This is a genomic window from Streptomyces sp. NBC_01635 (assembly GCF_045209715.1).
GTDB lineage: Bacteria > Actinomycetota > Actinomycetes > Streptomycetales > Streptomycetaceae > Streptomyces > Streptomyces hirsutus.
Map to the genome: position 1 here is coordinate 3,042,998 of NZ_CP109277.1, position 25,361 is coordinate 3,068,358.

Here is a 25,361-nt window from a genome sequence, read left to right on the forward strand (position 1 = left end):
CCCTCCGGCGCGTGCCCCGCACCCTCACAGCCGCCCCCGGCCCCCGCTGAGGGCAGCGTTCCGAGCGGGAAACAGAGGGGATGCCGCCGGGTAACACCCGCACCGCACGCTCGGGGACATGACCTCGAACTCGCGTGTGGTGGTGATCGGCGCCGGCCTGGCGGGCGTGACGCTCGCCCGGCGGCTCGGCGAGCTCGGCACGCCGGTGACGCTGATCGGCGAGGAGGAGCACCGCCCGTACAACAGGGTGCTGCTCGCCGAGGTGCTGGCCGGGCGGTACGGCCCCGAGGTGATCGCACTGCCGGCGCCCGCCGGGCTGACCCGCGCCCGGGTCACCGGCATCGACCGGGCCGGGCGGACCGTCCAGTGCGCCGACGGCCCCCCGATCGCCTACGACACGCTGGTCCTGGCCACCGGTTCCCACGCCGTACTGACTCCCCTGCGCGGCCTGTTCACCCCGGACCACGAACTGCCCGAGGGCGTGCACGCGTTCCGGACCATGGACGACTGCCTGGGACTGTCCGGGGCGGTCCGTCCGGGAATCCGGGCGGTCGTCATCGGTGGCGGGCTGCTCGGGGTCTCCGCGGCCCGCGCGCTGGCCGTGCGCGGCGCGCAGGTCGTCCTCGCCCAGCAGTCCGAGCGGCTCATGGAACGCCAACTCGACCCGGCCGCCTCGCGGCTCGTCCGGCGGCATCTGGAGGACCTGGGCGTCGAGGTGCACACCGAGTGCCGGGTGCGGGACGTGCGCTCGGCCGGCGGCGCGGTGCGGTCGGTGGAGATGGCCGACGGCTACGCCCTCGGAGCCGACCTGGTCGTCCTCGCGTGCGGGGTCCGCCCGCGCGTCGGCCTCGCGCGGGCGGCCGGCCTGGAGATCCGCACGGGCGTGGTCGTCGACGACGGGCTGCGCACCTCTGACCCGCGCATCCACGCGATCGGCGACTGCGCCCAGCACGCGGGGCAGATCTACGGGCTGGCCGCGCCCGCCCTCGAACAGGCCGACGCCCTGGCCGGGCTGCTGGCCGGCGACCCCGCCGCCCGCTACACCGGCACCCGGTCCCTGACCCGGCTCACGCTCACCGGGCCCCACGGCCCCTTCGACCTCGCCGCGTTCGGCGAGACCGATCCCCGCCCCGGCGACGACGTCGTGCAGCTCGCCGACGCCACCCGGGGCACCTACCGCAAGGTCGTCGTCCGCGACCACCGGCTGGTCGGCGGGGTCCTGGTCGGCGAACTCGGCACCGTCGGCGCGCTCGCGCGCGCCTGGGAGGGAGCGGAGCCGCTCCCCTCCGACGGCGGCCCCCTGCTCCACCTGCTCACCAACGAGGGAGACTCCCGATGACCACCGCCCCGGAGGCCACCCCCACGATCGTGCTCGTCGGCCACGGCATGGTCGGCCAGCGCTTCCTCGAGGCGCTCGCCGAGCGCGGCCTGACCGCCACGCACCGCGTGGTCGTGCTGTGCGAGGAGCCGCGTCCGGCGTACGACCGCGTCCGGCTCACCTCGTACTTCTCGGGGAGGACCCCCGAGGACCTGTCCCTGACGGACCTGCGGTTCGTCGAGGACCACGGCATCGAGCTGCACGTCGGCGACCCGGCCGAGAGCATCGACCGCGAGGCCCGCGAGGTGACCGCCCGCTCCGGGCTGGTCGTCGGCTACGACCTCCTCGTCCTGGCCACCGGCTCCTCCCCCTTCGTTCCGCCGGTCCCCGGCAAGGACGCCCGGGGCTGCTTCGTGTACCGCACCCTCGAGGACCTGCTCGCCATCGAGGAGTACGCGAAGAACGCGACGACCGGCGCGGTGGTCGGCGGCGGGCTCCTCGGCCTGGAGGCGGCGGGCGCGCTCGACGGGCTCGGACTCACCACGCACATCGTGGAGTTCGCGCCGCGCCTGATGCCCGTGCAGGTCGACGACGGCGGCGGCAGCGCGCTGCTGCGCACCATCGAGAACATGGGCCTGACCGTCCACACCGGCACCGGTACCCAGGAGATCGTGGCCGGCGACGACGGCGCCGTCACCGGCATGAAGCTGTCCGACGGCTCCGAACTCGCCACCGACCTGGTGGTGTTCAGCGCCGGCGTCCGTCCCCGTGACCAGCTGGCCCGTGACTGCGGCCTGACGGTCGGCGAGCGCGGCGGCATCGCGGTGGACGAGCAGTGCCGCACGGTCGCCGATCCGCACGTCTTCGCGATCGGCGAGTGCGCGCTGGCCGCGGACGGCCGGGTGTACGGCCTGGTCGCCCCCGGCTACGAGCAGGCGCAGACCGCCGCGGCGACGATCGCCGACGACGAGACCGGCCGGTCGACGTTCACCGGCGCCGACCTGTCCACCAAGCTGAAGCTGCTCGGCGTCGACGTGGCGTCCTTCGGCGACGCGCACGGCACCACCGCCGACTGCCTGGACGTCGTCTACTCCGACTCCCGCGCCGGCCTCTACAAGAAGCTGGTCATCGGCAGCGACGGCACGCTGCTCGGCGGCATCCTGGTCGGCGACGCGGAGGCGTACGGCACGCTGCGCGCCTTCACCGGGTCGGTCCCGCCCGTCCCGCCCGAGTCCCTCGTCCTGCCCGCCGGGGCCGGGGCCCCGGCCCCGCTGGGCCCGTCCGCGCTGCCGGACGAGGCCCTCGTCTGCTCCTGCCACCACGTCACCAAGGGCACCGTCCGCGGCGCGGTCACCGAGCACGGCTGCACCACCGTGCCCGAGGTGAAGAAGTGCACCAAGGCCGGTACGGGCTGCGGCAGTTGCGTGAAGGTGCTCGGTCAGCTCGTCACCGCCGAGCTGGAGGCGAGCGGCCTCGAGGTCGACAAGGGCCTGTGCGGCTGCTTCGCGCAGACCCGCGAGGAGCTGTACGAGATCGTCCTCGCCCTGCGCGTCGCCTCCCACCGGGACCTGCTGGACCGGTACGGCCGCGAGGAAGCCCGGGGCGGCGACGGCTGCGAGGTCTGCAAGCCGACGGTCGGCTCGATCATCGCCTCCCTCGCCCCGGTGATCGGCGCGAGCGGCTACGTCCTGGAGGGCGAGCAGGCCGCCCTCCAGGACACCAACGACCACTTCCTCGCCAACCTCCAGAAGAACGGCTCGTATTCGGTCGTCCCCCGCATCCCCGGCGGCGAGATCGCCCCGGAGAAACTGATCGTGATCGGCGAGATCGCCCGCGACTTCGGCCTCTACACGAAGATCACCGGCGGCCAGCGCATCGACATGTTCGGCGCCCGCGTCGAGCAGCTCCCGGTGATCTGGGCCCGGCTGGTGGACGCCGGTTTCGAGTCCGGCCACGCGTACGGCAAGTCGCTGCGTACGGTGAAGTCCTGCGTCGGACAGACCTGGTGCCGTTACGGCGTCCAGGACTCCGTGCGCATGGCGATCGACCTGGAGCTGCGCTACCGGGGCCTGCGCTCCCCGCACAAGCTGAAGTCGGCGGTCTCCGGGTGCGCCCGCGAGTGCGCCGAGGCCCGGTCGAAGGACTTCGGCGTGATCGCCACCTCCAACGGCTGGAACCTCTACGTCGGCGGCAACGGCGGCGCCACCCCGCGCCACGCCGACCTGCTCGCACAGGACCTCTCGGACGCCGAACTGGTCCGTCTCGTCGACCGGTTCCTGATGTTCTACATCCGCAGCGCCGACCGGCTGGAGCGCACCTCCACCTGGCTGGAGCGGATCCCCGGGGGCCTGGACCACGTACGGGACGTCGTCGTGCACGACTCGCTCGGCATCTGCGACGAGCTGGAGGCCCGGATGCGGGCCCATGTGTCGCACTACCGCGACGAGTGGGCCGAGACCGTCGACGACCCCGGGAAACTGGCCCGGTTCGTGTCCTTCGTCAACGCGCCCGACACCCCCGACCCGGTCGTGGGCTTCGTGCCCGAACGCGACCAGATGAAGCCCGACCTGCCGCTGCTGGACATCGGCAGACGACCCGCGCAGTCCGAGGAAACCGCCCTGGAAGGGAGCGCCCAGCGATGACCCCGGCCCTCGAGACCACGGACCTGAAGGTTCGCATCCGGCTGACCGACGCCTGGTTCACCGTCTGCGACCTGAGCGTCCTGCTCCCCGGCCGCGGTGTGGCGGCCCTGCTGCCCGACGGCCGGCAGGTCGCCGTCTTCACCGACCGCACCGGCGGGCTGTACGCGGTCGACAACCGTGATCCCTTCACCGGCGCGGCGGTCCTCTCCCGCGGCCTGACCGGCACCCACCGGGGCCGCCCGTTCGTCGCCTCCCCGCTGCTGAAGCAGCGCTTCGACCTGGAGACGGGCCGGTGCCTGGACGACGAGACCGTACGGGTCACGGCCTACCGGGTGAAAGCAGCCTGACGGGACGGGCCCGGCGGGGCCCGGGGGCTCACCGGACGCCGGGCACGTCGTACGTCACCCCCGTCAGCTCCTCCGAGGCCGCCCAGAGCCGCTCCCCCATCGCGTCGTCGAGGGTCCAGGGTGCCCGCCAGGACGGTGCGGGCGCCCCGCGCCACAGGGCGAAGGACGGGCCGATGAACGCGTCGGGGCGTACGCCGGGCCTGGTCGCGGCGTACAGCAGGGGCAACGCGCCGGCCTCGGCGGACTGGGCGACGATCCGGTTGCCGAGCCGCATCACCCGCTCGGCGATCCGGCGTCCCTCGGCCCGCGGCCCCGCGGTCTGGAGGTTGGTGGCCGCGTACCCGGGATGAGCGGCTGCCGCCACCACCTCACTGCCGTGCGCCGCCAGCCTGCGGGCCAGTTCGTGCGTGAAGAGCAGGTTGGCCGACTTGGAACGGGCGTAGGCGACCCAACGCCGGTAGCCGCGCTCGCTGTTGAGGTCGCGCGCATCGATGTTGGCCATCACGTGGGTCATGCTGGACACGGTCACGATCCGCGCGCCCGGCACCGCGAGCAGCGCAGGCAGCAGCAGTCCGGTGAGGGCGAAGTGCCCCAGGTGATTGACCCCGAACTGGGTCTCGAACCCGTCCGCGGTCGTCCCGTAGGGCAGCGCCATCACCCCGGCGTTGTTGAGCAGCAGATCGACCCGCTCGCCCGAAAGGGCGGTCGCGAACTCCCGCACGGAGGCCAGGTCCCCGAGGTCCAGTCGCCGCACCTCGGCCTCGGCGCCCGGTACCTCGCCGCGCAGCAGGTTCAGGGCGTCCCGGCCGCGCGCCTCACTCCGGCAGGCGAGCACCACCCGCGCCCCCGCACGGGCCAGTTCCCGCGCCGCGACCTGACCGAGCCCGCTGTTGGCCCCGGTGACGACGGCCAGACGCCCGCCCTGATCGGGAATGTCGTTCGCGTTCCATCCGGACATGACCGGACTCCCTCCGCCGGCGTCGCACCTGCACGGACCTCCGTGGTCACCCTACGAGAGCCGGGTGCCCGCCGCGCGGCAGCCGGTCATCCCCCCGTACGACCACATCCATGGCATGTTCATTCCATACGCCTAGGTTCCCCACCGCACGCTCCCGTCACCGACCGGTGGCGGGACGGTTCACGGCACCTCTGGGAGCGACAGTGGAACGTCGTACCTTCCTTCGCGCGAGCGCCATGGGCGGAACCTCCGCGGTCCTCGGCGGCGCGCTCTGGCACAGCGCCGCGTACGCGGCGCCCGCCCAGCCCGGCACGGGCCCGTACGGGGCGCTCGGCTCGGCGGACGCCAACGGAATCCGGCTGCCGGCCGGGTTCACCAGCAGAGTGATCGCCCGCTCGGGCCAGCAGGTCCCGGGCACGTCGTACACCTGGCACAACGCCCCCGACGGCGGCGCCTGCTACGCGGACGGCAGCGGCTGGATCTACGTCTCCAACTCGGAGATCGACCCCTCCGGCGGCGCGGGCGCCGTCCGCTTCTCGGCCACCGGCGGCGTCACTGGCGCGTACCGCATCCTGTCCGGCACCCGGCAGAACTGCGCGGGCGGGAAGACCCCGTGGAACACCTGGCTGTCCTGCGAGGAGGTGGACCGCGGCTACGTCTACGAGACCGACCCGTGGGGGACGAAGGCGGCGGTCCGCCGGGACGCGATGGGCCGCTTCAAACACGAGGCGGCGGCCGCCGACCCGGTCCGCAGGGTCGTCTACCTGACCGAGGACGTCTCGGACGGCTGCTTCTACCGCTTCCGGCCGACGACCTGGGGCGACCTGTCCTCCGGCACGCTGGAGGTGCTGGTGGCGGGCAGCGGCACGAGCGGCCCGGTGAGCTGGGCGAGCGTTCCGGATCCGTCCGGGGCCACCGCGACCCGCAACCAGGTCTCCGGCGCCAAGCGCTTCAACGGCGGCGAGGGCTGCCACTACGCGAACGACACCTGCTGGTTCACCACCAAGGGCGACAACCGCGTCTGGCAGTACAACGCCGCCGCCCAGACCATCGAACTCGCCTACGACGACTCCCTGGTGACGGGCGGCTCGGCTCCTCTGACCGGCGTCGACAACGTCACCGGCTCCGCCTCGGGCGACCTCTTCGTGGCCGAGGACGGCGGCAACCTGGAGATCTGCGTGATCACCCCCGACGACGTCGTGGCCCCCTTCCTCCGGGTGGACGGCCAGTCCGGCTCGGAGATCACCGGCCCGGCCTTCTCCCCGGACGGCACCCGCCTGTACTTCTCCAGCCAGCGCGGCACGAGCGGCAGCTCGTCGGGCGGCATCACGTACGAAGTAAAAGGCCCGTTCCGCACCTGACGGCTCCCCGCTCTCCGCTCGTGCCGGTGTGTTCTGCGCACCGGCACGAGCGGAGAGCTACCGCCCGGTCACGTCACGTTCGCATCACGGGTCCACCAAACCTCCACACCCTCCCCCAATCCCTCCCCTACCGTCAGCAGCTCACACCCGGCAGACCCTCCCGGACGGGGGCACGCTGCCGGAAATCCGCACATAGCTGGGGGATCCCCTGTGAACCTGTCCTGCAAGTCCGCCGCCGTGACCGTCGCCGCGCTCGCCCTGGCCACGCTGCCCGTCACCACCGCCGTGGCCCACGAGGGCGTGTTCAAGAACTGCGACGCGGCGTACGCCGCCGGGTACTCCGACATTCCAGCGAGCAGCGAGCACTACGGCAAGCACCTGGACCGCGACGGCGACGGCATCGGCTGCGACAACGCGCCCGCGGGCTTCGTCCCCGCCGCCGACAAGGACGCCGGCAAGGACAAGGACACCGGCTCGGACGACGACGCCACCGAAACCGGCTCCGGCTCCGACGAAAAGGGCGCCACCGAACAGGACGGTGGCACCGACCTCGCCGAGACCGGCGGCAACAGCGCGACCCCGTACATCGCGGCCGGCGGCGCGGCCGTTCTCCTGGCGGGCGGCGGCGTCCTGCTCGCGGCCCGTCGGCGTCGCAGCACCGACTGAGAATCTCCGACAGCCACGAGGTGGGCGACACCCGCACAAGGCGTCGCCCACCTCGGACACGGACCGGCGACACGCGACCTCATGACGCCGCGAGGCCGCAGGTGCGGCCATGTCAGAAAAAGCCGAGCTCAGCCGACTCGACGGCGCCCAGCATGCGGCACCTCCCGGTCTCTCCGTCGACGCACACGTAGCCCGCGCCGACGGACATGTCCCGAATGTCCCCACTGCGGAGGTAGGCGACCGACTGGCAGTCGAAGTAGAAGTTGCTGCCTGCCCGGACGCTCTTTCCTTCGACGAGCGCGAAAGTCATGCCCTCATGACTGACTTCCTCGTCCAGGAAGCGCTGCGCCAGTCTGGTCGCCTCTTCGACGTCCATCATCAGTCCGTCCTCAGAAGTGAGAAGTTCCGCCATGGCCGGAGATCGGCATGCCTCGACTGGCCGTCCAGGAAAACGACATCTCCCTGCCCGCATTGCTCGACCAGTGCGGCACCGGCCTCCACCGGTGGCAGACCCTGCTGAAAGCCCTGGACTTCGACGACGACAAGGTCCCCTTCGGGGAGTTCCTCGACGCACTCTCGGCCCAGCCGGCCCCCACCGTCCCGGCATGATGTGCACGGCGGCTGCGGCGCAGTCCGTCAGGGCCGAACCCAACATCCGCTGAGGGCGGCACCGTCGGCACTGAGGCCCAAGACAGAGCGAAGGCCGCCCGGGTGATCCGGGCGGCCTTCGACTTGAGGTCTGAACCCTGGGGGTATGGCCTGCCCACTTTCGAGGGCTACCAGGGACGATTCCAGGGTCTTCGTCGCCCAGTGTACCTACGATTGCCCCACCATGCACAGCACGCCGCCCACCAGCATCAAGCCGCCCGACGACAAGGCCGTCATCGAGCTGATCAGCTCCGACCGGCTGAACCCCTACCTGACCGCGTGCACCGGCGACACCGCCGCCGCTCTCGCGCTGTATCGGTGGAACAGCGACCTCGCCGCAGCGTTCTTCGAACCGCTGGGCCACCTGGAGATCATGCTGCGCAACGCGCTCGATGCCCGGCTCGTCGCCCGCCAGCAGCGCCGGGGCCGCATCGCAGAGTGGTACGTCGACACGGCGGTCCCGCTCAGCGGCAACGCCCGCAGCGACATCGCCCAGGCCCGGCAACGCGCCGGCAGGAACACCCCGGTCGTCCCACGCGGAAAGATCATCGCTGAGCTGAGCTTCGGCTTCTGGCGCTTCCTGTTGGCCCGCCAGTACCGGGCCAACCTCTGGCCCGACCTGGCCGGCGCCTTCCCCCACGCTCCCAACCGCGCCCTGCCCACGGTGGAAGATCCGGTCAAGCGGCTGCACAAGTTCCGCAACCGCATCGCCCACCATGAGGGCATCTGGCACCTGCCGCTCGAAGCCCGCCGGGACGACATCCAGACCGTGCTCGGCTTCGTAGCGCCGGCCGCCGCGGCCTGGGTCGTCGACGCCTCCCGCGTCAACGACGTCCTCGCCCGTCGGCCCTGACCCCGTGGCGGCACAACCACCGCCGCTCTCGTCACCGTCCTTGCCTGGGAACCTCAGACCAGGAACAGTATCCGTGCTCTGGCTCCAACCAGCCGACGTTGAGCATCTCCTGGTCCGACTCGTCGTAGGAGTATCGCGTCAGGTCGGGGTAATAGGTCGTTCGTTGCTCCTCAGCCCGTCAGACCGAGACCCGCAGGGGACGGGCGTCCGCACGGCCGTAGGCGAGAGCCTTCACCAGGATCTCACGGAATCGGGCAATGGCCTCGGCCGGTGCGTCGAGGACAGCCTCGATCTCCGGGTCGTCCAGACCCAGGTCCAAAAGCGCGGCCGGGTCCAGAGATACACGGAGAACGTTGCCGGTCAGCTCTGCCGCCCGCACTCATCCGTACGCGGTCCCCTGGTCCGCCGTGACCAGGCAGTGCGTATCGAAGCCGAGGGACACCTCCTGCTCATCGGGCTCGTCCCCACCGCACTGGAACACATGACGAAGCCGTCCGGATCTGCGATGCCGGCCTCGATGAAGTAGCCGTCGGGATCTGCCTCCGCGCCGACATCGCATGCGACGAAACGATAGGTTATGACGTCGTTTTAGCAGCCCTTCAACAGCGGCGGAGAACAGGGGCTACGGCACAGCGACTGCCGATCTGGGTGCGGCGGCCAGGCGTAGGCCGACCTCCACCAGGGTCCAGCCGAGGCGGGTGCGGAGAGGCCGGGGGTGCCGAGCCGGCCGGGCTGCTGCGGCGAGACGGTACGCGTCGGCTTCGGCACGGAGTTCGGCCGCGCGGATGCGGTGCAGGGCGAGGCGGGTCTCGGGGTGCATCGGGTCGTGGCCTTTCAGTCCGTGGCGAGGGGGAAGGCGTGGGTGTGGATGCGCACCTGGGCGGCGTCGTCCTCGTCGACGGCCCGGTCGCGGTAGGTCTCGACGAGCGCGTGCATCTTCTCGACGAGTTCCCGGGTCAGTTCGGGTGTCAGCCGCAGCGTCGCGCTGCTCATGTCCCAGGTGCGGTTCCACTCCTCCGGCCAGGTCGAGCGGTTGCCGAGCCAGGTCGAGAGGTCCCGGGTCTGGGTGGTCGCGACTTCGTGGAGGTACAGGTCGGCAGCCCCGCGTACCTCCGGGCTGGCGTCGGTGAGCAGTGCGTCGTCGAAGCTCAGGCCCTTGTGGACCGCCTTCCACCACCGTTCCCTGCCCTTGCCGCGCTCGGGGGCGTCCTCGATGAAGCCGTGTGCGGCGAGCTGGCGCAGGTGGTAGCTGGTCGCGCCGCTCGACTCGCCCAGTTTCGCGGCGAGCTGGGACGCGGTGGCCGGGCCACCGAAGCGCAGGGCGTCCAGCAGCCGCATACGCAGCGGGTGGGCGAGCCCGCGCAGGGAGCGGGCGTCGAGACTGCGGACCTGCGGTTCCTGGGGCTCGTTCATGCATACAAAGATAGTTTTGCAAAGAAGTGCTTGCAAGGGTTTCTTTGCAACTTGTTCGGACGGCATGGGTTCGGACGACATGAGAAACGGCGGCACCCCCGCACGGGTGCCGCCGTTCTCTTTGTGGTCCGGAGCCGTTGCCGATCGGTGAGGGTGGTCGGGTGACAGACAACGGCTCCGGGGCTTGATGCGCCCCGGAGGGGCAGGGCTCAGCGGTGGTCGCTGCCCTTCGAGGTGACCGCCGCGCGGCCGGCCTCCAGGCGGGCGATCGGGATGCGGAACGGTGAGCAGGAGACGTAGTCCAGACCCACCTCGTGGAAGAAGTGGACGGACTCCGGGTCGCCGCCGTGCTCGCCGCAGACGCCGAGCTTGAGGTCGGGGCGGGTGGCGCGGCCGGCCTCGGCGGCGAGCTTCACGAGGGAGCCGACGCCGTCCCGGTCGATGGTCTCGAACGGCGACACCCCGAAGATGCCCTTCTCCAGGTACGCGGTGAAGAAGCTGGCCTCCACGTCGTCCCGGCTGAAGCCCCACACCGTCTGGGTGAGGTCGTTGGTGCCGAAGGAGAAGAATTCGGCGGCCTCGGCGATCTGGCCGGCGGTCAGGGCGGCGCGCGGCAGTTCGATCATCGTGCCGATGGCGAGCTTCAGCTTCGTGCCGGTGGCCTCCTCGACCTCCGCGATGACCTGGTCGGCCTCCTCGCGGACGATCTCCAGCTCCTGGACCGTGCCGACCAGCGGGATCATGATCTCGGCGCGCGGGTCGCCCTTGGCCGCCCGGCGCTCGGCCGCCGCCTCGGCGATGGCCCGTACCTGCATGGTGAACAGGCCGGGGATGACCAGGCCGAGCCGGACGCCGCGCAGGCCCAGCATCGGGTTCTGCTCGTGCAGCCGGTGCACCGCCTGGAGGAGGCGCAGTTCGTTCTCGTGCGGTTCCTGGCGGGACTCGGCGAGGGCCACGCGGACCGACAGTTCGGTGATGTCGGGCAGGAACTCGTGCAGCGGCGGGTCGAGGAGCCGGACGGTGACCGGGAGGCCGTCCATCCCCTCGAACAGCTCGACGAAGTCCTTCCTCTGGAGCGGCAGCAGCGCCTTGAGGGACTCCTCGCGCTCGTCCTGGGTGTCGGCCAGGATCAGCCGCTCCACCAGCTCGCGCCGGTCGCCGAGGAACATGTGCTCGGTACGGCACAGGCCGATGCCCTGGGCGCCGAAGCGGCGGGCGCGCAGCGCGTCCTCGGCGTTGTCGGCGTTGGCGCGCACGCGCAGCCGGCGCTTGCGGTCGGCGAAGGCCATCATCCGGTGGACGGCCTCGACCAGCTCGTCGGCGTCGTCGGCGCCCGGGTGCATCCGGCCCTCGAAGTACTCCACGACCGGGGACGGCACGACCGGGACCTCGCCGAGGTAGACCTTGCCGGTCGAGCCGTCGATGGAGATCAGGTCGCCTTCCTCGACGATGTGTCCGCCGGGGACGGTCATCCGGCGGCGCTTGGTGTCGACCTCGAGCTCCTCGGCGCCGCACACACAGGTCTTGCCCATGCCGCGGGCGACGACGGCGGCGTGCGAGGTCTTGCCGCCGCGGGAGGTGAGGATGCCCTCTGCGGCGATCATGCCGTCCAGGTCGTCGGGGTTGGTCTCGCGGCGGACCAGGATGACCTTCTCGCCGGAGCGGGACCACTTGACGGCCGTGTACGAGTCGAAGACGGCCTTGCCGACCGCCGCGCCCGGCGAGGCCGCGATGCCGCGCCCGACCTTCTCGACCTTCGTGTCCTCGTCGAAGCGCGGGAACATCAGCTGGGCGAGCTGTGCGCCGGTGACGCGGATGAGCGCCTCGGCCTCGTCGATCAGCCCCTGGTCGACGAGCTGGGTGGCGATGCGGAAGGCCGCGCCCGCGGTGCGCTTGCCGACGCGGGTCTGGAGCATCCACAGCTGGCCGCGCTCGATGGTGAACTCGATGTCGCAGAGATCCTTGTAGTGGTTCTCCAGCGTCTCCATGATCTGCATCAGCTGGTCGTACGACTTCTTGTCGATCTGCTCCAGCTCCGCGAGCGGCACGGTGTTGCGGATGCCCGCGACCACGTCCTCGCCCTGGGCGTTCTGCAGGTAGTCGCCGTAGACGCCCTGGTGGCCGGAGGCGGGGTCGCGGGTGAAGGCCACGCCGGTTCCGGAATCGGGGCCGAGGTTGCCGAAGACCATGGAGCAGATGTTGACGGCCGTGCCCAGGTCGTGCGGGATGCGCTCCTGGCGGCGGTAGAGCTTGGCCCGGTCGGTGTTCCAGGAGTCGAAGACCGCGTGGATGGCGAGGTCCATCTGCTCGCGCGGGTCCTGCGGGAAGTCCCGGCCGGCCTCGGTCTTGACGATCTTCTTGAACTTGGTGACCAGCTTCTTGAGGTCGGCGGCCTCCAGCTCGGTGTCGACCGTGACCTTCTTGGCCGCCTTCGCTGCGTCCAGCGCGTCCTCGAACAGCTCGCCGTCGACGCCGAGGACGGTCTTGCCGAACATCTGGATGAGGCGCCGGTAGGAGTCCCAGGCGAAGCGGTCGTCGCCGGCCTGCTTGGCCAGTCCCTGCACGGACTTGTCGGAGAGGCCGATGTTCAGGACGGTGTCCATCATGCCCGGCATGGAGAACTTGGCTCCGGAACGGACCGACACGAGGAGAGGGTTGTCGGGCTGGCCGAGCTTCTTGCCCATCGCCGCTTCGAGGGCGTCGAGGTGCGCACTCACCTCGTCACGCAGTGCCGCCGGCTCCGTGCCGCTCTCCAGGTAGACCTTGCAGGCTTCCGTGGTGATGGTGAAGCCGGGAGGGACGGGAAGACCCAGATTGGTCATCTCCGCGAGGTTCGCACCTTTTCCGCCGAGGAGGTCCTTGAGGTCCTTGTTGCCCTCGGTGAAGTCGTAGACGAACTTCACGCCCTCAACGCTGTGACCCTGCTGGCCTACGTGGGGATCTTTGTTTTCCGACACGGGTCTCGACTCCTCGAGGACGCGGTGGCTGCCCTGACGAGCAGGAACATACCCAGATCAAAGGCTTCTGGGTACGCCCGCACGTGCGTCATGCGCCTGCGACCACTCCGCCGCCACGGGATCGAAAGTCAAGGCTTGGCAAGCCGCCACAACCGCATGTGTTCACTTCTTGAACGCACCAATCCCGGATTGAGCCATCCGGCCGCTCAGGTGAGCATGGATCGACACGTTTGATTTTGCTCGATGAACGATCAAGGGGTGGCACCGAGTGCCATCCTTTGAGAAGTGCAGCCGCTCATAATCCGCTCATCTGAGCGCAACCCTTATCAGGGGTGGCGAGAATCACGCTGCCACAGTCGCCGGGATTTCACCATGCGGACGCGCCCCGTACGCCTCCCCCGGCGGCCGCGCGGGCGGTTGTGCAGGCACCTCACCTGCGCTCCACGGACGGCATGCCCGGCCTTCGCCCCCTGTTTTCCGAACGTACCTCCGCCGCGCTGAACGCGCCGGTCGGCGGACCCGTACGGAACTACGGCGGATCCGGACCCCCACACCGGGTCCGCCACCTCACCGGGTTTTGCACGGAAGGACCTCCGGGTGCCCGTCTTCACACGCCTGCGCCGACCGGCCCGCACGACCGAACCTCCGCGGACGGCCGAAGAGAATCCACGGGGAGAAGGGCACCCGCACCCGCCCCCTGAGGAAGAGACGGAAGCACGGCGTGGGGAAGAGACCTCGAAGAAGCCCGCCCTCCGCCTCCTCCGCACCCTCCGCACCCGCTGCGCCCGCCTGCGCGCCGAGCACCCCCGCGCCGCGCGTGCCGCCCGCTGGACGCTGCACGGCCTCTCCGCCGCGCTGATCGTCGGCGCGCTCCTGCTGCCGAACACCGCCGGCGCCCTGCGCCCCAACCGGTTCACCCGGATTCCGGCCGAGGCGATCATCGGCGCGGTGCTGCTGCTCGCCCTGCCGCGCCGCCCGCGGATCGTCGCGGCGGCGCTGTACGGGTCCGGCATCGCCGTACTGACCGTGCTGAACGTGCTGGACATCGGCTTCAACGAGTATCTGGGCCGGGGCTTCAACGTGGTGCTCGACTGGGGGCTGCTCGACGACGCGCAGCACTACGTCGAGGACTCGATGGGCGGTGCCACCGCCACCGCCGCCGCCGTCGGCGCGGTCCTCCTCGCCCTGCTCCTGGTGGTCGTCACGGCACTCGCCGCGGTCCGGCTGAGCTGCCTGCTGGACCGGCACCGTGCGCGGGCCGCCCGGGGCGCGCTGATCGCGGGCACCGTGTGGATCACCTGTGCCGCCCTCGGCGTGCAGATATCCGGTGTGCCGGTCGCCTCCGACCGGGCGGCGGCCGCGCTGAAGGTGCAGGGCAAGCGGGTGCGGGACACGCTGCGCGACGAGGCGGCGTTCGAGAAGGTGGCGCGCACCGACCCGTTCGCGGGCACGCCGTCCGGCCAGCTCCTGCCCGGCCTGCGCGGCAAGGACGTCCTCATCACGTTCATCGAGAGCTACGGCCGGACCGCCCTGGAGGACCCGGTGATCGCTCCCGGCGTCACCGGCACCCTGGACGCCGGCACCGAGTCGCTCGCCGAGGCGGGGTTCGCGGCGCGCAGCGGCTGGCTGACGTCGTCGACGTTCGGCGGCAGCAGCTGGCTCGGCCACTCGACGGCGCTGTCCGGCCTGTGGATCGACAACCAGCAGCGCTACCGCACCGCCACCGCGAGCGACCGCCTCACGCTCACCAAGGCGTTCGGGAAGTCCGGGGCCTGGGACACCGTCGGCGTCATGCCGGGCGTCCAGAAGGGCTGGCCCGAGGCCGAGTGGTACGGCCTCGACACGGTCTACGACGCCTTCGAAATGGGCTACCGGGGGCCGAAGTTCAGCTGGTCGACGATGCCGGACCAGTACGCGCTCGAGGCCTTCCAGCGCCTGGAGCACGGCAGGAAGCGCGAGGGGGGCAAGAACCTGATGGCGGAGATCATCCTGACCTCCAGCCACCAGCCCTGGGCGCCGCTGCCCGAGATGGTCGGCTGGGACGAACTCGGCGACGGCTCCGTCTTCGGCCCCATCCAGAAGGCGGGCAAGGAGCCCGGCGCCCTCATGACGGATGCCACCAAGTCCCGTCAGGAGTACGGCAGGTCGGTCGAGTACTCGGTGACCGCCCTCACCCGGTGGCTGGAGCGCTACGGAACCGAGGACACCGTCCTCGTCTTCCTCGGCGACCACCAGCCCATCGCCCGGGTCAGCGGCCTGCGGGCGAGCCGGGACGTGCCGGTGACGATCGTCGCCAAGGACCCGGCGGTGCTGGACCAGGTCGCCGACTGGAACTGGACGGAGGGGCTCAGGCCGGACCGGGACGCGCCCGTGTGGCGCATGGACGCCTTCCGGGACCGCTTCCTGAAGGCGTACGGCTCCGTCCCGCACCCCGCCGGAGACTGAACCGGCGCCCCGCCCCCGCCCCGGACCGGCTCAGCCGCCGGACGTGTCGAGTTCGGCGTCCTCGCCGACGCCCGCGCACTCGTACGGGTCCTTCAGCCAGCCGTCCGGCAGCGCCACCCGGTTGTTGCCGGACGTACGGCCGCGGGGGCCGTCGGCGCCGGTCGGCCAGGGCTGGTCCAGGTCCAGTTCGTCCAGCCCGGCCCGCAGCGTCTCGAGGGACGAGGTGATCGCGAGCCGCTTGCGCATCTCGGAGCCGACCGCGAAGCCCTTCAGGTACCAGGCGACGTGCTTGCGGAAGTCGATCACTCCGCGGGCCTCGTCGCCGATCCACTCGCCGAGCAGGGTGGCGTGCCGGACCATGACGTCGGCGACCTCGCGCAGCGTGGGCCGGAGGAAGTCGTCGCGGCCCTCGAAGGAGGCGACCAGGTCGGCGAACAGCCACGGCCGGCCCAGGCAGCCACGCCCCACCACGACCCCGTCGCAGCCGGTCTCGCGCACCATCCGCAGCGCGTCGTCGGCGGACCAGATGTCGCCGTTGCCGAGCACGGGGATCTCCGGCACGTGCTCCTTGAGCCGGGCGATGGCGTCCCAGTCGGCGGTGCCGCCGTAGTGCTGGGCGGTGGTGCGGCCGTGCAGGGCGACGGCGCTCACGCCCTCTTCCACGGCGATGCGGCCGGCGTCCAGGTAGGTCAGGTGGTCGTCGTCGATGCCCTTGCGCATCTTGATCGTGACCGGCAGGTCCCCGGCTCCGGCGACCGCCTCGCGCAGGATGGAGCGCAGCAGGTTCCGCTTGTAGGGCAGGGCCGAGCCGCCGCCCTTGCGGGTCACCTTCGGTACCGGGCAGCCGAAGTTGAGGTCGATGTGGTCGGCGAGGTCCTCCTCGACGATCATGCGGACCGCCTTGCCCACGGTCACCGGGTCGACGCCGTACAGCTGGATCGAGCGCGGTGTCTCGCTCGCGTCGAAGTGGATCAGCTGCATGGTCTTCTCGTTGCGTTCGACCAGCGCCCGGGTGGTGATCATCTCGCTGACGAACAGCCCCTTGCCGCCGCTGAACTCCCTGCAGAGCGTGCGGAAGGGGGCGTTGGTGATCCCGGCCATGGGGGCCAGCACGACGGGCGGCCGGACCGCGTACGGGCCGATCGTCAGGTCCGACGGGGCCGGGGCCGGGGCGGGGTGCGGAGCCGTGGCCGGGTTCGGGGCGGAGGGGGGCGTGGACATTCCCCCATTGTCGCGCATACCGAGCACGCACAGGTCATTAGTTAGCCACACTATTGAACCGCGCGTACGATGGCGTGCATGTCCGAGCTCAGCCCGCGCCGGCGTCTCCTCGTACTCGCGATCTGCTGCATGAGCCTGCTCCTCGTGAGCCTGGACAACACGGTCCTGAACGTCGCCCTGCCGTCGCTCCAGAGGGATCTGGACGCGAGCACCTCGGGCCTGCAGTGGACCATCGACGCGTACACCCTCGTCCTGGCGTCGCTGCTCATGCTCGCCGGCTCCACGGCCGACCGGATCGGCCGCAGACGGGTCTTCACGGCGGGCCTGGTCGTCTTCACCCTCGGCTCGCTGCTGTGCTCGCTCGCGCCGAACCTGGACGCGCTGGTCGCCTTCCGCATGGTGCAGGCGGTGGGCGGTTCGATGCTCAACCCGGTCGCCATGTCGATCATCACCAACACCTTCACCGACCCGCGCGAGCGCGCCCGCGCGATCGGCGCGTGGGGCGCGGTCGTCGGCCTGTCGATGGCGGCGGGACCCCTGGTCGGGGGCCTGCTGGTGGACTCCGTCGGCTGGCGCTCCATCTTCTGGATCAACCTGCCGGTGGGCCTCGCCGCCCTCGTCCTCACCCTGCGCTTCGTCCCGGAGTCCCGGGCGCCGAAGGCCCGCCGCGCCGACCCGGTGGGCCAGCTGCTGGTCATCGCCCTGTTCGGCTCGCTGACGTACGCGATCATCGAGGCACCGCACGCGTCGCTCTCCACCACGGTCCCCTTCGGCGCCGTCGCGCTCGCGTCGCTGGTCGCCCTGCTCCGCTACGAGTCCCGGCGCCACGAACCCCTTATCGACCTGCGCTTCTTCCGCTCGGCACCGTTCAGCGGGGCCACCGTGATCGCGGTGAGCGCGTTCGCCTCGCTCGGCGGGTTCCTGTTCCTGTCGACGCTCTATCTGCAGAACGTACGGGGCCTGAGCGCCCTGGAGGCCGGGCTGTGGATGCTCCCCATGGCCCTCCCGACGTTCCTGTGCGCCCCGCTCTCCGGCCGGCTGGTCGGCAACCGGGGACCCCGGCTTCCGCTGCTGATCGCGGGCGGCGCGATGACGGCGGCCGGACTCCTGTTCGCCCTCTTCGAGGCCGAGACGTCCAACACCACGCTGGCCGTCGGGTACGTCCTGTTCGGTGTCGGCTTCGGCTTCGTCAACGCGCCCATCACCAACACCGCCGTCTCCGGCATGCCCCGCGCCCAGGCCGGGGTGGCCTCGGCGGTGGCCTCCACCAGCCGGCAGCTGGGCCAGGCGCTCGGCGTCGCGGTGATCGGCGCGGTGCTGGCGGCCGGGGTGGGCTCCTCGTCGTACGCGGAGAGCTTCACGGAGGCCTCGCGGCCCGGCTGGTGGATCCTCACCGCGTGCGGGCTCGCGGTGCTGGTGGTGGGCGCGGCGACCTCGGGCCGCTGGGCCCGCGCGACCGCGCGGCGGACGGCCGAGCGGCTGGAGTCGGCGGAGATCCGCGAGGCGGCCGGAGCGGACGCCTGAGCACACGGCCCCGGGTGAAGGCGCGCTCGCGCGTCACCGGACGCCCCCTCCCGTACGGGCCGGGTCTCCACCGAATTCGCCCGCGGAGAGCCCCCGTTGATGTTGTTCTTGCCGCAGACTCCTTGTCGTCCCCGATCGGGGGCGACAGGTACCGCGACGACGACCACGGATGCCGGAGGCCTCATGCCCCAGATCGACACGAGCAAGGTCAGCCGCTGGGACCAGCACGGCCGGGAACACGTCGTACGGGTCCGGCGCACCGGTGTGCAGCGCACGATCAGCTGCGAGACCTGCGACTGGCGCCGACGCGCCCAGTTCCTGCCCTGGCTGAAGGCGCAGGAACACCTGGTGGAGGCCCACCAGGCGACGGTGGACCCCACGGAGAGATGAGCCGCCCCGGACCGCGCGGGAAGCGCGGTCCGGGGCGGCTCGACGAAGTCGACGGTGTCGACCGTGTCAGGGTCCGTCCGGCGGATCACGCCGGACCGGGCCTACGGCGTCAGCAGCCGACCAGGCGGCTCGCCAGGTAGCCCTCGATCTGGTCGAGGGAGACCCGCTCCTGCTTCATGGTGTCGCGCTCGCGCACGGTCACCGCGTTGTCCTCGAGCGTGTCGAAGTCGACCGTGACGCAGAACGGCGTACCGATCTCGTCCTGGCGGCGGTAGCGGCGGCCGATGGCGCCGGCGTCGTCGAACTCGATGTTCCAGTTCTGCCGCAGCGCCTGGGCGAGGCCCTTGGCCTTCGGCGACAGCTCCGGGTTGCGGGAGAGCGGGAGCACCGCGACCTTCACCGGGGCCAGGCGCGGGTCGAGACGCAGCACCGTGCGCTTCTCCAGCTTGCCCTTGGCGTTGGGCGCCTCGTCCTCGACGTAGGCGTCGATCAGGAAGGCGAGCATCGCCCGGCCGAGACCGGCCGCCGGCTCGATGACGTACGGCGTCCAGCGCTCGCCGGCCTCCTGGTCGAAGTAGGAGAGGTCCTGTCCGGAGGCCTTGGAGTGGGCGCCGAGGTCGTAGTCGGTGCGGTTGGCGACGCCCTCGAGCTCGCCCCACTCGCTGCCGCCGAACTGGAAGCGGTACTCGATGTCAGCGGTGCGCTTGGAGTAGTGGGAGAGCTTCTCCTTCGGGTGGTCGTACCACCGCATGTTCTCCTCGCGCATGCCGAGGCCGGTGTACCAGTTCCAGCGCTGCTCCATCCAGTATTCCTGCCACTGCTCGTCCTCGCCCGGCTTGACGAAGAACTCCATCTCCATCTGCTCGAACTCGCGGGTGCGGAAGATGAAGTTGCCGGGCGTGATCTCGTTGCGGAAGGACTTGCCGATCTGGGCGATGCCGAACGGCGGCTTGCGGCGCGAGGTGGTCTGCACCTGGGCGAAGTTGGTGAAGATGCCCTGGGCGGTCTCGGGGCGCAGGTAGGCGACGGAGCCGGAGTCCTGCGTCGGGCCGAGGTGGGTGGAGAGCAGGCCCGAGAACTGCTTGGGCTCGGTGAACTGGCCCTTGTTGCCGCAGTTGGGGCAGTTGATGTCGGCGAGGCCGTTCTCCGGGGCGCGGCCCTTCTTCTCCTCGTACGCCTCTTCCAGGTGGTCCGCGCGGAACCGCTTGTGACAGGCGGTGCATTCGGTGAGCGGGTCCGAGAAGGTGGCGACGTGACCGGAGGCGACCCACACCTCGGGGGCCAGGATCACCGACGAGTCGATCCCCACGACGTCCTCACGCGACGTCACCATGTAGCGCCACCACTGGCGCTTGAGGTTCTCCTTGAGCTCGACACCCAACGGCCCGTAGTCCCAGGCGGCACGCTGGCCGCCGTAGATCTCACTGCAGGGGAATACGAAGCCTCGGCGCTTGCTCAGGCTGACGATGGTGTCGATCTTGTCGGCGGCCACGGTGCTCTCTTCATTACGACGACGGGCGACGAAGCGAGATTGCTTCCAGCGAAGCACTCAGGCTACCGGCGGGCCCCGCCCCCCGACCAATTCGGGGCCCTCGCCAAGGGCCCGGGGTCCTCCGACGCGGGCCCTCCACCCCCCTTGTTGACAACGGTTTCCATATTAGTTGAAAATGGGAGTCATGAACGTACGACGACGCCTCATACCCGCGAGCGCGGTGACCGCGGTCACCGCGCTCGCCCTGGGCACCCTGTCCGCCTGCTCCTCCGGCAGCGCCGCCGCGGGCAACACCGGGAAGTTCGACGTCGTCGCCTCCTTCTACCCGATGGCGTTCCTGGCCGAGCAGATCGGCGGCGACCACGTGAACGTCACCAGCCTGACCCAGCCCGGCCAGGAACCGCACGACCTGGAGATCAGCGCCAAGCAGACCGCGCAGCTCGAGGAGACCGACGCGGCGCTCTACCTCAAGGGCCTGCAGCCCAACGTCGACGAGGCCATCCGCCAGTCCGGGGTGAAGACGAAGATCGACGCCGCCACCCTGACCACCCTGGAGACGCACGGCGCCGAGGACGGCCACGGGGACGAGGACCACGCCCACGAGGACGAGGGCGGGCACGAGGGCCACAGCCACGAGACCGAGGGCGGCAAGGACCCCCACGTCTGGCTCGACCCGGTCAAGTACGCCGAAGTCGCCGAGGGCGTCGGCAAGGCCTTCGAGAAGGCCGACCCCGACCACGCCGCCGACTACCGGAAGAACACCGACACCCTCGTCGGCAAGCTGAACGAGCTGGACACCACGCTCGAGGCGGGCCTGAAGGACCGGAAGACCGACGTCTTCATCACCACCCACGCCTCCTTCGGCTACTTCGCCGAGCGCTACGGCCTGACCGAGGAGGCCATCAACGGCCTCGACCCCGAGTCCGAGCCCAGCGCGGCCCGCGTGAAGGAGCTCACCGAGACGGCCGGGGCCGACGGCGTGACCACCGTCTTCTACGAGACACTGGTGAGCGACGACACCGCGAAGACGGTCGCCAAGGACGCCGGACTGAAGACGGACGTCCTCGACCCCCTCGAGGGCATCACCGACAGCTCCCGCGGCGCCGACTACTTCGAGGTCATGGAGTCCAATCTGAAGGCCCTGCAGACGGCTCTGGGATCCGCATGACCGGCCGCCCGGCCGGCCGACCGACCCACCGGAAGGCGGCAGCATGACGACGAACACCGAGCCCGCCCTGTCGACGCCGAGGACCGAGCCCGTCATCTCCCTGCGCGGCGTCCACGCCGAGCTGGGCTCGCGCCCCGTGCTGCGCGGCATCGACCTCACCGTGCGCCGCGGCGAGGTCGTCGCCCTGCTCGGCGCCAACGGCTCCGGCAAGTCGACGACCGTGCGCAGCGTCATCGGCCAGGTGCCGGCCGGCACCGGCGAGATCGAGCTGTTCGGCACCCCGCAGCGCCGCTTCCGTGACTGGGCGCGCGTGGGATACGTCCCGCAGCGCACCACGGCCGCGGGCGGCGTGCCCGCCACCCTGACCGAGGTGGTCGCCTCCGGCCGTCTCTCCCGCACCCGCTTCGGCGTGTTCCGCAAGGCCGACCGCGAGGCCGTACGCCGCGCGCTGGACCTCGTCGGCATGGCGGACCGGGCGAAGGACTCCGTGGACGCGCTCTCCGGCGGCCAGCACCAGCGGGTGCTGATCGCCCGCGCGCTCGCCGCCGAACCCGAGCTGCTGATCCTGGACGAGCCGATGGCGGGCGTCGACCTGGCCAGCCAGGAGGTGCTCGCGCAGATCCTGCGCCAGCAGGTCGACCGGGGCACCACCGTCCTGCTCGTGCTGCACGAGCTGGGCCCGCTGGAGCCCCTGATCGACCGGGCGGTCGTCCTGCGCGACGGCTGCGTGATGCACGACGGCCCGCCCCCCAAGGCCGTCGGCCAGCACGCGCTGCCCGGCCACGACCACGTACACCCGCACGCACCGGCGGGCGCCGAACCGATCCGCACGGGACTGCTGAGCTGATTGCTGATGGACCTCCTGAACTACGCCTTCATGCAGCGGGCCCTGCTGGCGGCCGTCCTGGTCGGCATCACCGCCCCCGCGGTCGGCATCTACCTCGTCCAGCGCCGCCAGGCCCTCATGGGCGACGGCATCGGGCACGTCGCGATGACCGGCGTCGGCCTCGGCTTCCTGCTCTCCTGGTCGCCGGTGTGGATGGCGACCCTGGTCTCCGTCCTCGGCGCCGTCCTGATGGAACTGATCCGCTGGTACGGCAAGGCCCGCGGTGACATCGCCCTCGCGATGCTGTTCTACGGCGGTATGGCGGGCGGCGTGATGTTCATCAACCTCGCCCCGACCGGCTCCAACGCGAACCTCACCTCGTACCTGTTCGGCTCCCTGTCGACGGTCTCCGAGTCCGACGTGACGGCCATCTGCCTGCTGGCCGCGTTCGTGGTGCTGGTCACCGTCGGTCTGCGCCGCCAGCTGTTCGCGGTCAGCCAGGACGAGGAGTTCGCGCGGGTCACGGGCCTGCCGGTGCGGTTCCTGAACCTGCTCACCGCGGTCACGGCGGCGGTCACCGTCACCGTCGCGATGCGCGTGGTGGGCCTGCTGCTGGTGAGCGCGCTCATGGTCGTGCCCGTCGCCGCCGCCCAGGCGCTCAGCCGCAGTTTCGCCGCCACCTTCGCCATCGCCGTCGCGATCGGCGTGAGCGTGACCATCGGCGGCACGGTCACCTCGTACTACCAGGACGTGCCGCCCGGGGCGACGATCGTGCTGCTGACGATCGCCGCGTTCATCGCGCTGACCGTCCTGGCCACTCCGCTGGCCCGCCGCCGCGCCCGCGCGCTGGCCGCCGCGCAACCCGTGCCGGACCCGGCCGAGTGCGCCGTACCGGCCGGCCGGAAGCCGACCGGCGAGGCCGGCGTCTGACCGCCTTCTGTCCGGCCTGGCACAATGGCCGCGGCAGAGCAGAGGCAGACTGAGGAGGAAACCGGTGACCACCGCTGGACCGCCTGTGAAGGGCCGCGCCACCAGGCAGCGGGCCGCTGTGGCGGCTGCGCTCCAGGACGTCGACGAGTTCCGCAGCGCGCAGGAGCTGCACGACGTGCTCAAGCACAAGGGCGACTCGGTGGGACTCACCACGGTCTACCGCACCTTGCAGTCCCTCGCCGACGCCGGCGAGGTGGACGTGCTGCGCACTGCCGACGGCGAGTCCGTCTACCGCCGCTGCTCCACCGGCGAACATCACCACCACCTGGTCTGCCGCAGCTGCGGCAAGGCGGTCGAGGTCGAGGGCCCGGCCGTGGAGACCTGGGCGGAGGCCATCGCCGCCGAGCACGGCTACGTCAACGTGGCCCACACCGTGGAGATCTTCGGGACCTGCGCGGAGTGCGCGGCGGCGGCGAGCGGCAGCTGAGACCCCGGACACGGAGAGGGGCGCGGAGGTGACCTCCGCGCCCCTCTCCGGGTTCACGCCTGCTCCCTCACTGTTCCTGCTTGCCCTCCATGGCGAGCAGTTCCTCGTTCGGGATCGCGCCGCCGAAGCGCCGGTCCCGGGAGGCGAATTCGAGGCACGCGCGCCACAGGTCCCGGCGGTCGAAGTCCGGCCACAGGACGTCCTGGAAGACCATCTCCGCGTAGGCGCTCTGCCACAACAGGTAGTTGGACGTGCGCTGCTCACCGCTCGGCCGCAGGAACAGGTCCACGTCCGGCATGTCCGGGTAGTACATGTAGTTCTGCAGCGTCTTCTCGTTGACCTTCGCCGGGTCGAGACGCCCCGCCTTCACGTCCTCGGCCAGCGCCTGCGCCGCGTCGGCGATCTCGGCGCGGCCGCCGTAGTTCATGCAGAAGTACAGGGTGAGCCGGTCGTTGTCCTTGGTCTGCTCCTGCGCGATCTGGAGTTCCTTGGCGACCGACTTCCACAGCTTGGGCATCCGCCCCACCCAGCGCACCCGCACGCCCAGCTCGTCGAGCTCGTCGCGGGACTTGCGGATGAAGTCGCGGTTGAAGTTCATCAGGAAGCGCACCTCGTCCGGCGAGCGCTTCCAGTTCTCGGTGGAGAAGGCGTACAGCGAGATGGCGCCGACGCCCATCTCGATCCCGCCCTGGAGCACGTCCAGCACGCGCTCGGCGCCGACCTTGTGGCCCTCGGTGCGCGGCAGGCCCCGCTCCTTGGCCCAGCGGCCGTTGCCGTCCATCACGATCGCCACGTGCTTGGGGACCAGCTCACTGGGAAACTTCGGAGGCCGCGCGCCGGAGGGGTGCGGTACCGGCGTCTTGTACTCCCTGCGCTGACGCCCCAGGAACCCGCGTACGTCCATGTGCTTCTCGTCTCCTCGTACTGACGTGTCGTGCTTATTTTTCGACGTACCGCAGGGAGCGCAACCCGCGCTCCAGGTGCCAGTGGAGGTACGCGGACACCAGCCCGCTCCCCTCCCGGACGTACCGCGCCTCGGACGCGTCCGCCGTCTCCCAGTCTCCCGCGAGCAGCGCGCCGAGCAGTTCCAGGGCCTGCGGCGAGGGCACGACGCTGCCGGGCACCCGGCAGTCGGCGCAGACGGAACCGCCGGAGGCGACCGAGAAGAACCGGTTCGGTCCGGGCAGCCCGCACTTCGCGCAGTCGCCGAAGGTCGGGGCGTAGCCGTTGACGGCGAGGGAGCGCAGCAGGAACGCGTCGAGGACGAGATGCGGTGCGTGCTCGCCGCGGGCGAGGGTCCGCAGGGCGCCGACGAGCAGCAGATACTGCTGGACGGCCGGCTCGCCCTCGTGGTCGGTGAACCGCTCGGCGGTCTCCAGCATGGCCGTTCCGGCGGTGTAGCGGGCGTAGTCGGTGACGATCCCGCCGCCGTACGGCGCGATGGTCTCGCTCTGCGTGCACAGCGGGAGGCCGCGCCCGATCAGTTCGCTGCCCTTGGAGAAGAACTGCACGTCCACGTGGGAGAACGGTTCGAGGCGTGCGCCGAACTTGGACTTCGTCCGGCGCACGCCCCTCGCCACGGCACGTACGCGCCCGTGACCGCGCGTGAGCAGAGTGATGATCCGGTCCGCTTCACCCAGCTTCTGGGTGCGCAGCACCACGCCGTCGTCGCGGAACAGACTCATGCGCCCATTCTCGCGTACGCGCCGGGCTCC

At 71.0% G+C, this 25,361-nt stretch carries 24 protein-coding genes; 14 read left to right on the forward strand and 10 right to left on the reverse strand.

Going from position 1 to position 25,361, the window contains the following annotated elements:
* The first annotated feature begins 118 nt into the window (after positions 1 to 118).
* Genes OHB56_RS14350 through nirD form a run of 3 tightly spaced genes read left to right on the forward strand, consistent with a single transcriptional unit; the run spans position 119 to position 4,307 of the window.
* Complete coding sequence (locus tag OHB56_RS14350) at positions 119 to 1,339, forward strand: NAD(P)/FAD-dependent oxidoreductase (RefSeq protein ID WP_406353645.1); 1,221 nt, start codon at positions 119 to 121, stop codon at positions 1,337 to 1,339.
* On the forward strand, positions 1,336 to 3,960 hold the full coding sequence (gene nirB, locus OHB56_RS14355; RefSeq protein ID WP_406353647.1) for a nitrite reductase large subunit NirB: 2,625 nt from the start codon (positions 1,336 to 1,338) through the stop codon (positions 3,958 to 3,960). The genes OHB56_RS14350 and nirB overlap by 4 nt, the downstream gene beginning before the upstream one ends.
* Entirely contained in the window at positions 3,957 to 4,307 is a 351-nt protein-coding gene (gene nirD / locus OHB56_RS14360; RefSeq protein WP_406353649.1) for a nitrite reductase small subunit NirD, read from the forward strand. The genes nirB and nirD overlap by 4 nt, the downstream gene beginning before the upstream one ends.
* Positions 4,308 to 4,335: 28 nt before the next feature.
* Here nirD and OHB56_RS14365 read toward each other — a convergent pair whose 3' ends face one another.
* A complete protein-coding gene (locus tag OHB56_RS14365) occupies positions 4,336 to 5,265 on the reverse strand; it encodes an oxidoreductase (protein ID WP_406353651.1) in 930 nt (309 codons plus the stop codon).
* A 203-nt stretch (positions 5,266 to 5,468) separates the two neighbouring features.
* Here OHB56_RS14365 and OHB56_RS14370 point away from each other — a divergent pair, with 203 nt between their 5' ends.
* Together OHB56_RS14370 and OHB56_RS14375 are read left to right on the forward strand one after the other, a co-directional pair.
* Positions 5,469 to 6,626 carry an alkaline phosphatase PhoX gene (locus tag OHB56_RS14370; RefSeq protein ID WP_406353653.1) on the forward strand — a complete coding sequence of 386 codons (1,158 nt, stop codon included), beginning with the start codon at positions 5,469 to 5,471 and terminating at the stop codon, positions 6,624 to 6,626.
* Between the two features lie 210 nt (positions 6,627 to 6,836).
* On the forward strand, positions 6,837 to 7,292 hold the full coding sequence (locus OHB56_RS14375; RefSeq protein WP_406353655.1) for an LAETG motif-containing sortase-dependent surface protein: 456 nt from the start codon (positions 6,837 to 6,839) through the stop codon (positions 7,290 to 7,292).
* A 112-nt stretch (positions 7,293 to 7,404) separates the two neighbouring features.
* Here the strand turns inward: OHB56_RS14375 and OHB56_RS14380 are convergent, their stop codons facing one another.
* Positions 7,405 to 7,671: a hypothetical protein gene (locus tag OHB56_RS14380; RefSeq protein ID WP_326752639.1), complete on the reverse strand. Its 267-nt coding sequence runs from the start codon at positions 7,669 to 7,671 to the stop codon at positions 7,405 to 7,407.
* 47 nt (positions 7,672 to 7,718) lie between these two features.
* On the opposite strand from OHB56_RS14380, the gene OHB56_RS14385 reads away from it, so the two are divergent.
* Positions 7,719 to 7,901: a hypothetical protein gene (locus OHB56_RS14385; protein ID WP_326752640.1), complete on the forward strand. Its 183-nt coding sequence runs from the start codon at positions 7,719 to 7,721 to the stop codon at positions 7,899 to 7,901.
* A 223-nt stretch (positions 7,902 to 8,124) separates the two neighbouring features.
* Positions 8,125 to 8,793 carry a hypothetical protein gene (locus OHB56_RS14390; RefSeq protein ID WP_326752641.1) on the forward strand — a complete coding sequence of 223 codons (669 nt, stop codon included), beginning with the start codon at positions 8,125 to 8,127 and terminating at the stop codon, positions 8,791 to 8,793.
* 178 nt (positions 8,794 to 8,971) lie between these two features.
* On the opposite strand, the gene OHB56_RS14395 is transcribed toward OHB56_RS14390, so the two are convergent.
* The 4 genes from OHB56_RS14395 to ppdK all read right to left on the reverse strand — a co-directional run bounded on the left by OHB56_RS14395 (position 8,972) and on the right by ppdK (position 13,163).
* Positions 8,972 to 9,112, reverse strand: a complete 141-nt coding sequence (locus OHB56_RS14395; protein ID WP_406353658.1) for a hypothetical protein — start codon at positions 9,110 to 9,112, stop codon at positions 8,972 to 8,974.
* Positions 9,113 to 9,415: 303 nt separating this feature from the next.
* Positions 9,416 to 9,613: a hypothetical protein gene (locus OHB56_RS14400; RefSeq protein WP_326752643.1), complete on the reverse strand. Its 198-nt coding sequence runs from the start codon at positions 9,611 to 9,613 to the stop codon at positions 9,416 to 9,418.
* Positions 9,614 to 9,627: 14 nt separating this feature from the next.
* The gene (locus OHB56_RS14405; RefSeq protein WP_406353660.1) at positions 9,628 to 10,206 is read right to left on the reverse strand and encodes an ArsR/SmtB family transcription factor; all 579 of its coding nucleotides are present in this window, start codon (positions 10,204 to 10,206) and stop codon (positions 9,628 to 9,630) included.
* 209 nt (positions 10,207 to 10,415) lie between these two features.
* A complete protein-coding gene (gene ppdK, locus OHB56_RS14410) occupies positions 10,416 to 13,163 on the reverse strand; it encodes a pyruvate, phosphate dikinase (protein WP_406353661.1) in 2,748 nt (915 codons plus the stop codon).
* Between the two features lie 597 nt (positions 13,164 to 13,760).
* Between ppdK and OHB56_RS14415 the strand changes: the two genes are divergently transcribed.
* Positions 13,761 to 15,608 (forward strand): CDP-alcohol phosphatidyltransferase, encoded by a 1,848-nt coding sequence (locus tag OHB56_RS14415; RefSeq protein WP_406353663.1) that lies wholly within the window; start codon positions 13,761 to 13,763, stop codon positions 15,606 to 15,608.
* A 30-nt stretch (positions 15,609 to 15,638) separates the two neighbouring features.
* Here OHB56_RS14415 and dusB read toward each other — a convergent pair whose 3' ends face one another.
* Positions 15,639 to 16,829 carry a tRNA dihydrouridine synthase DusB gene (gene dusB / locus OHB56_RS14420; RefSeq protein WP_326752646.1) on the reverse strand — a complete coding sequence of 397 codons (1,191 nt, stop codon included), beginning with the start codon at positions 16,827 to 16,829 and terminating at the stop codon, positions 15,639 to 15,641.
* A 78-nt stretch (positions 16,830 to 16,907) separates the two neighbouring features.
* Between dusB and OHB56_RS14425 the strand changes: the two genes are divergently transcribed.
* Positions 16,908 to 18,353, forward strand: coding sequence for an MFS transporter (locus OHB56_RS14425; protein ID WP_326752648.1), 1,446 nt, complete (start codon positions 16,908 to 16,910; stop codon positions 18,351 to 18,353).
* A 183-nt stretch (positions 18,354 to 18,536) separates the two neighbouring features.
* A complete protein-coding gene (locus tag OHB56_RS14430) occupies positions 18,537 to 18,743 on the forward strand; it encodes a hypothetical protein (RefSeq protein ID WP_055592244.1) in 207 nt (68 codons plus the stop codon).
* A 109-nt stretch (positions 18,744 to 18,852) separates the two neighbouring features.
* Here OHB56_RS14430 and OHB56_RS14435 read toward each other — a convergent pair whose 3' ends face one another.
* A complete protein-coding gene (locus tag OHB56_RS14435) occupies positions 18,853 to 20,235 on the reverse strand; it encodes a glycine--tRNA ligase (protein ID WP_055592243.1) in 1,383 nt (460 codons plus the stop codon).
* Between the two features lie 184 nt (positions 20,236 to 20,419).
* Between OHB56_RS14435 and OHB56_RS14440 the strand changes: the two genes are divergently transcribed.
* From OHB56_RS14440 to OHB56_RS14455, 4 genes are all read left to right on the forward strand, one after another.
* Positions 20,420 to 21,403, forward strand: coding sequence for a metal ABC transporter substrate-binding protein (locus OHB56_RS14440; protein ID WP_406353666.1), 984 nt, complete (start codon positions 20,420 to 20,422; stop codon positions 21,401 to 21,403).
* 43 nt (positions 21,404 to 21,446) lie between these two features.
* Positions 21,447 to 22,250, forward strand: a complete 804-nt coding sequence (locus OHB56_RS14445; RefSeq protein ID WP_326752650.1) for a metal ABC transporter ATP-binding protein — start codon at positions 21,447 to 21,449, stop codon at positions 22,248 to 22,250.
* 6 nt (positions 22,251 to 22,256) lie between these two features.
* A complete protein-coding gene (locus OHB56_RS14450) occupies positions 22,257 to 23,159 on the forward strand; it encodes a metal ABC transporter permease (RefSeq protein ID WP_055592251.1) in 903 nt (300 codons plus the stop codon).
* A 64-nt stretch (positions 23,160 to 23,223) separates the two neighbouring features.
* Positions 23,224 to 23,646 (forward strand): Fur family transcriptional regulator, encoded by a 423-nt coding sequence (locus tag OHB56_RS14455; protein WP_406353669.1) that lies wholly within the window; start codon positions 23,224 to 23,226, stop codon positions 23,644 to 23,646.
* A 67-nt stretch (positions 23,647 to 23,713) separates the two neighbouring features.
* On the opposite strand, the gene OHB56_RS14460 is transcribed toward OHB56_RS14455, so the two are convergent.
* On the reverse strand, positions 23,714 to 24,550 hold the full coding sequence (locus tag OHB56_RS14460; protein ID WP_326752652.1) for an isoprenyl transferase: 837 nt from the start codon (positions 24,548 to 24,550) through the stop codon (positions 23,714 to 23,716).
* 34 nt (positions 24,551 to 24,584) lie between these two features.
* Positions 24,585 to 25,331, reverse strand: coding sequence for a DNA repair protein RecO (recO, locus tag OHB56_RS14465; protein WP_055592238.1), 747 nt, complete (start codon positions 25,329 to 25,331; stop codon positions 24,585 to 24,587).
* Positions 25,332 to 25,361 lie beyond the last annotated feature (30 nt).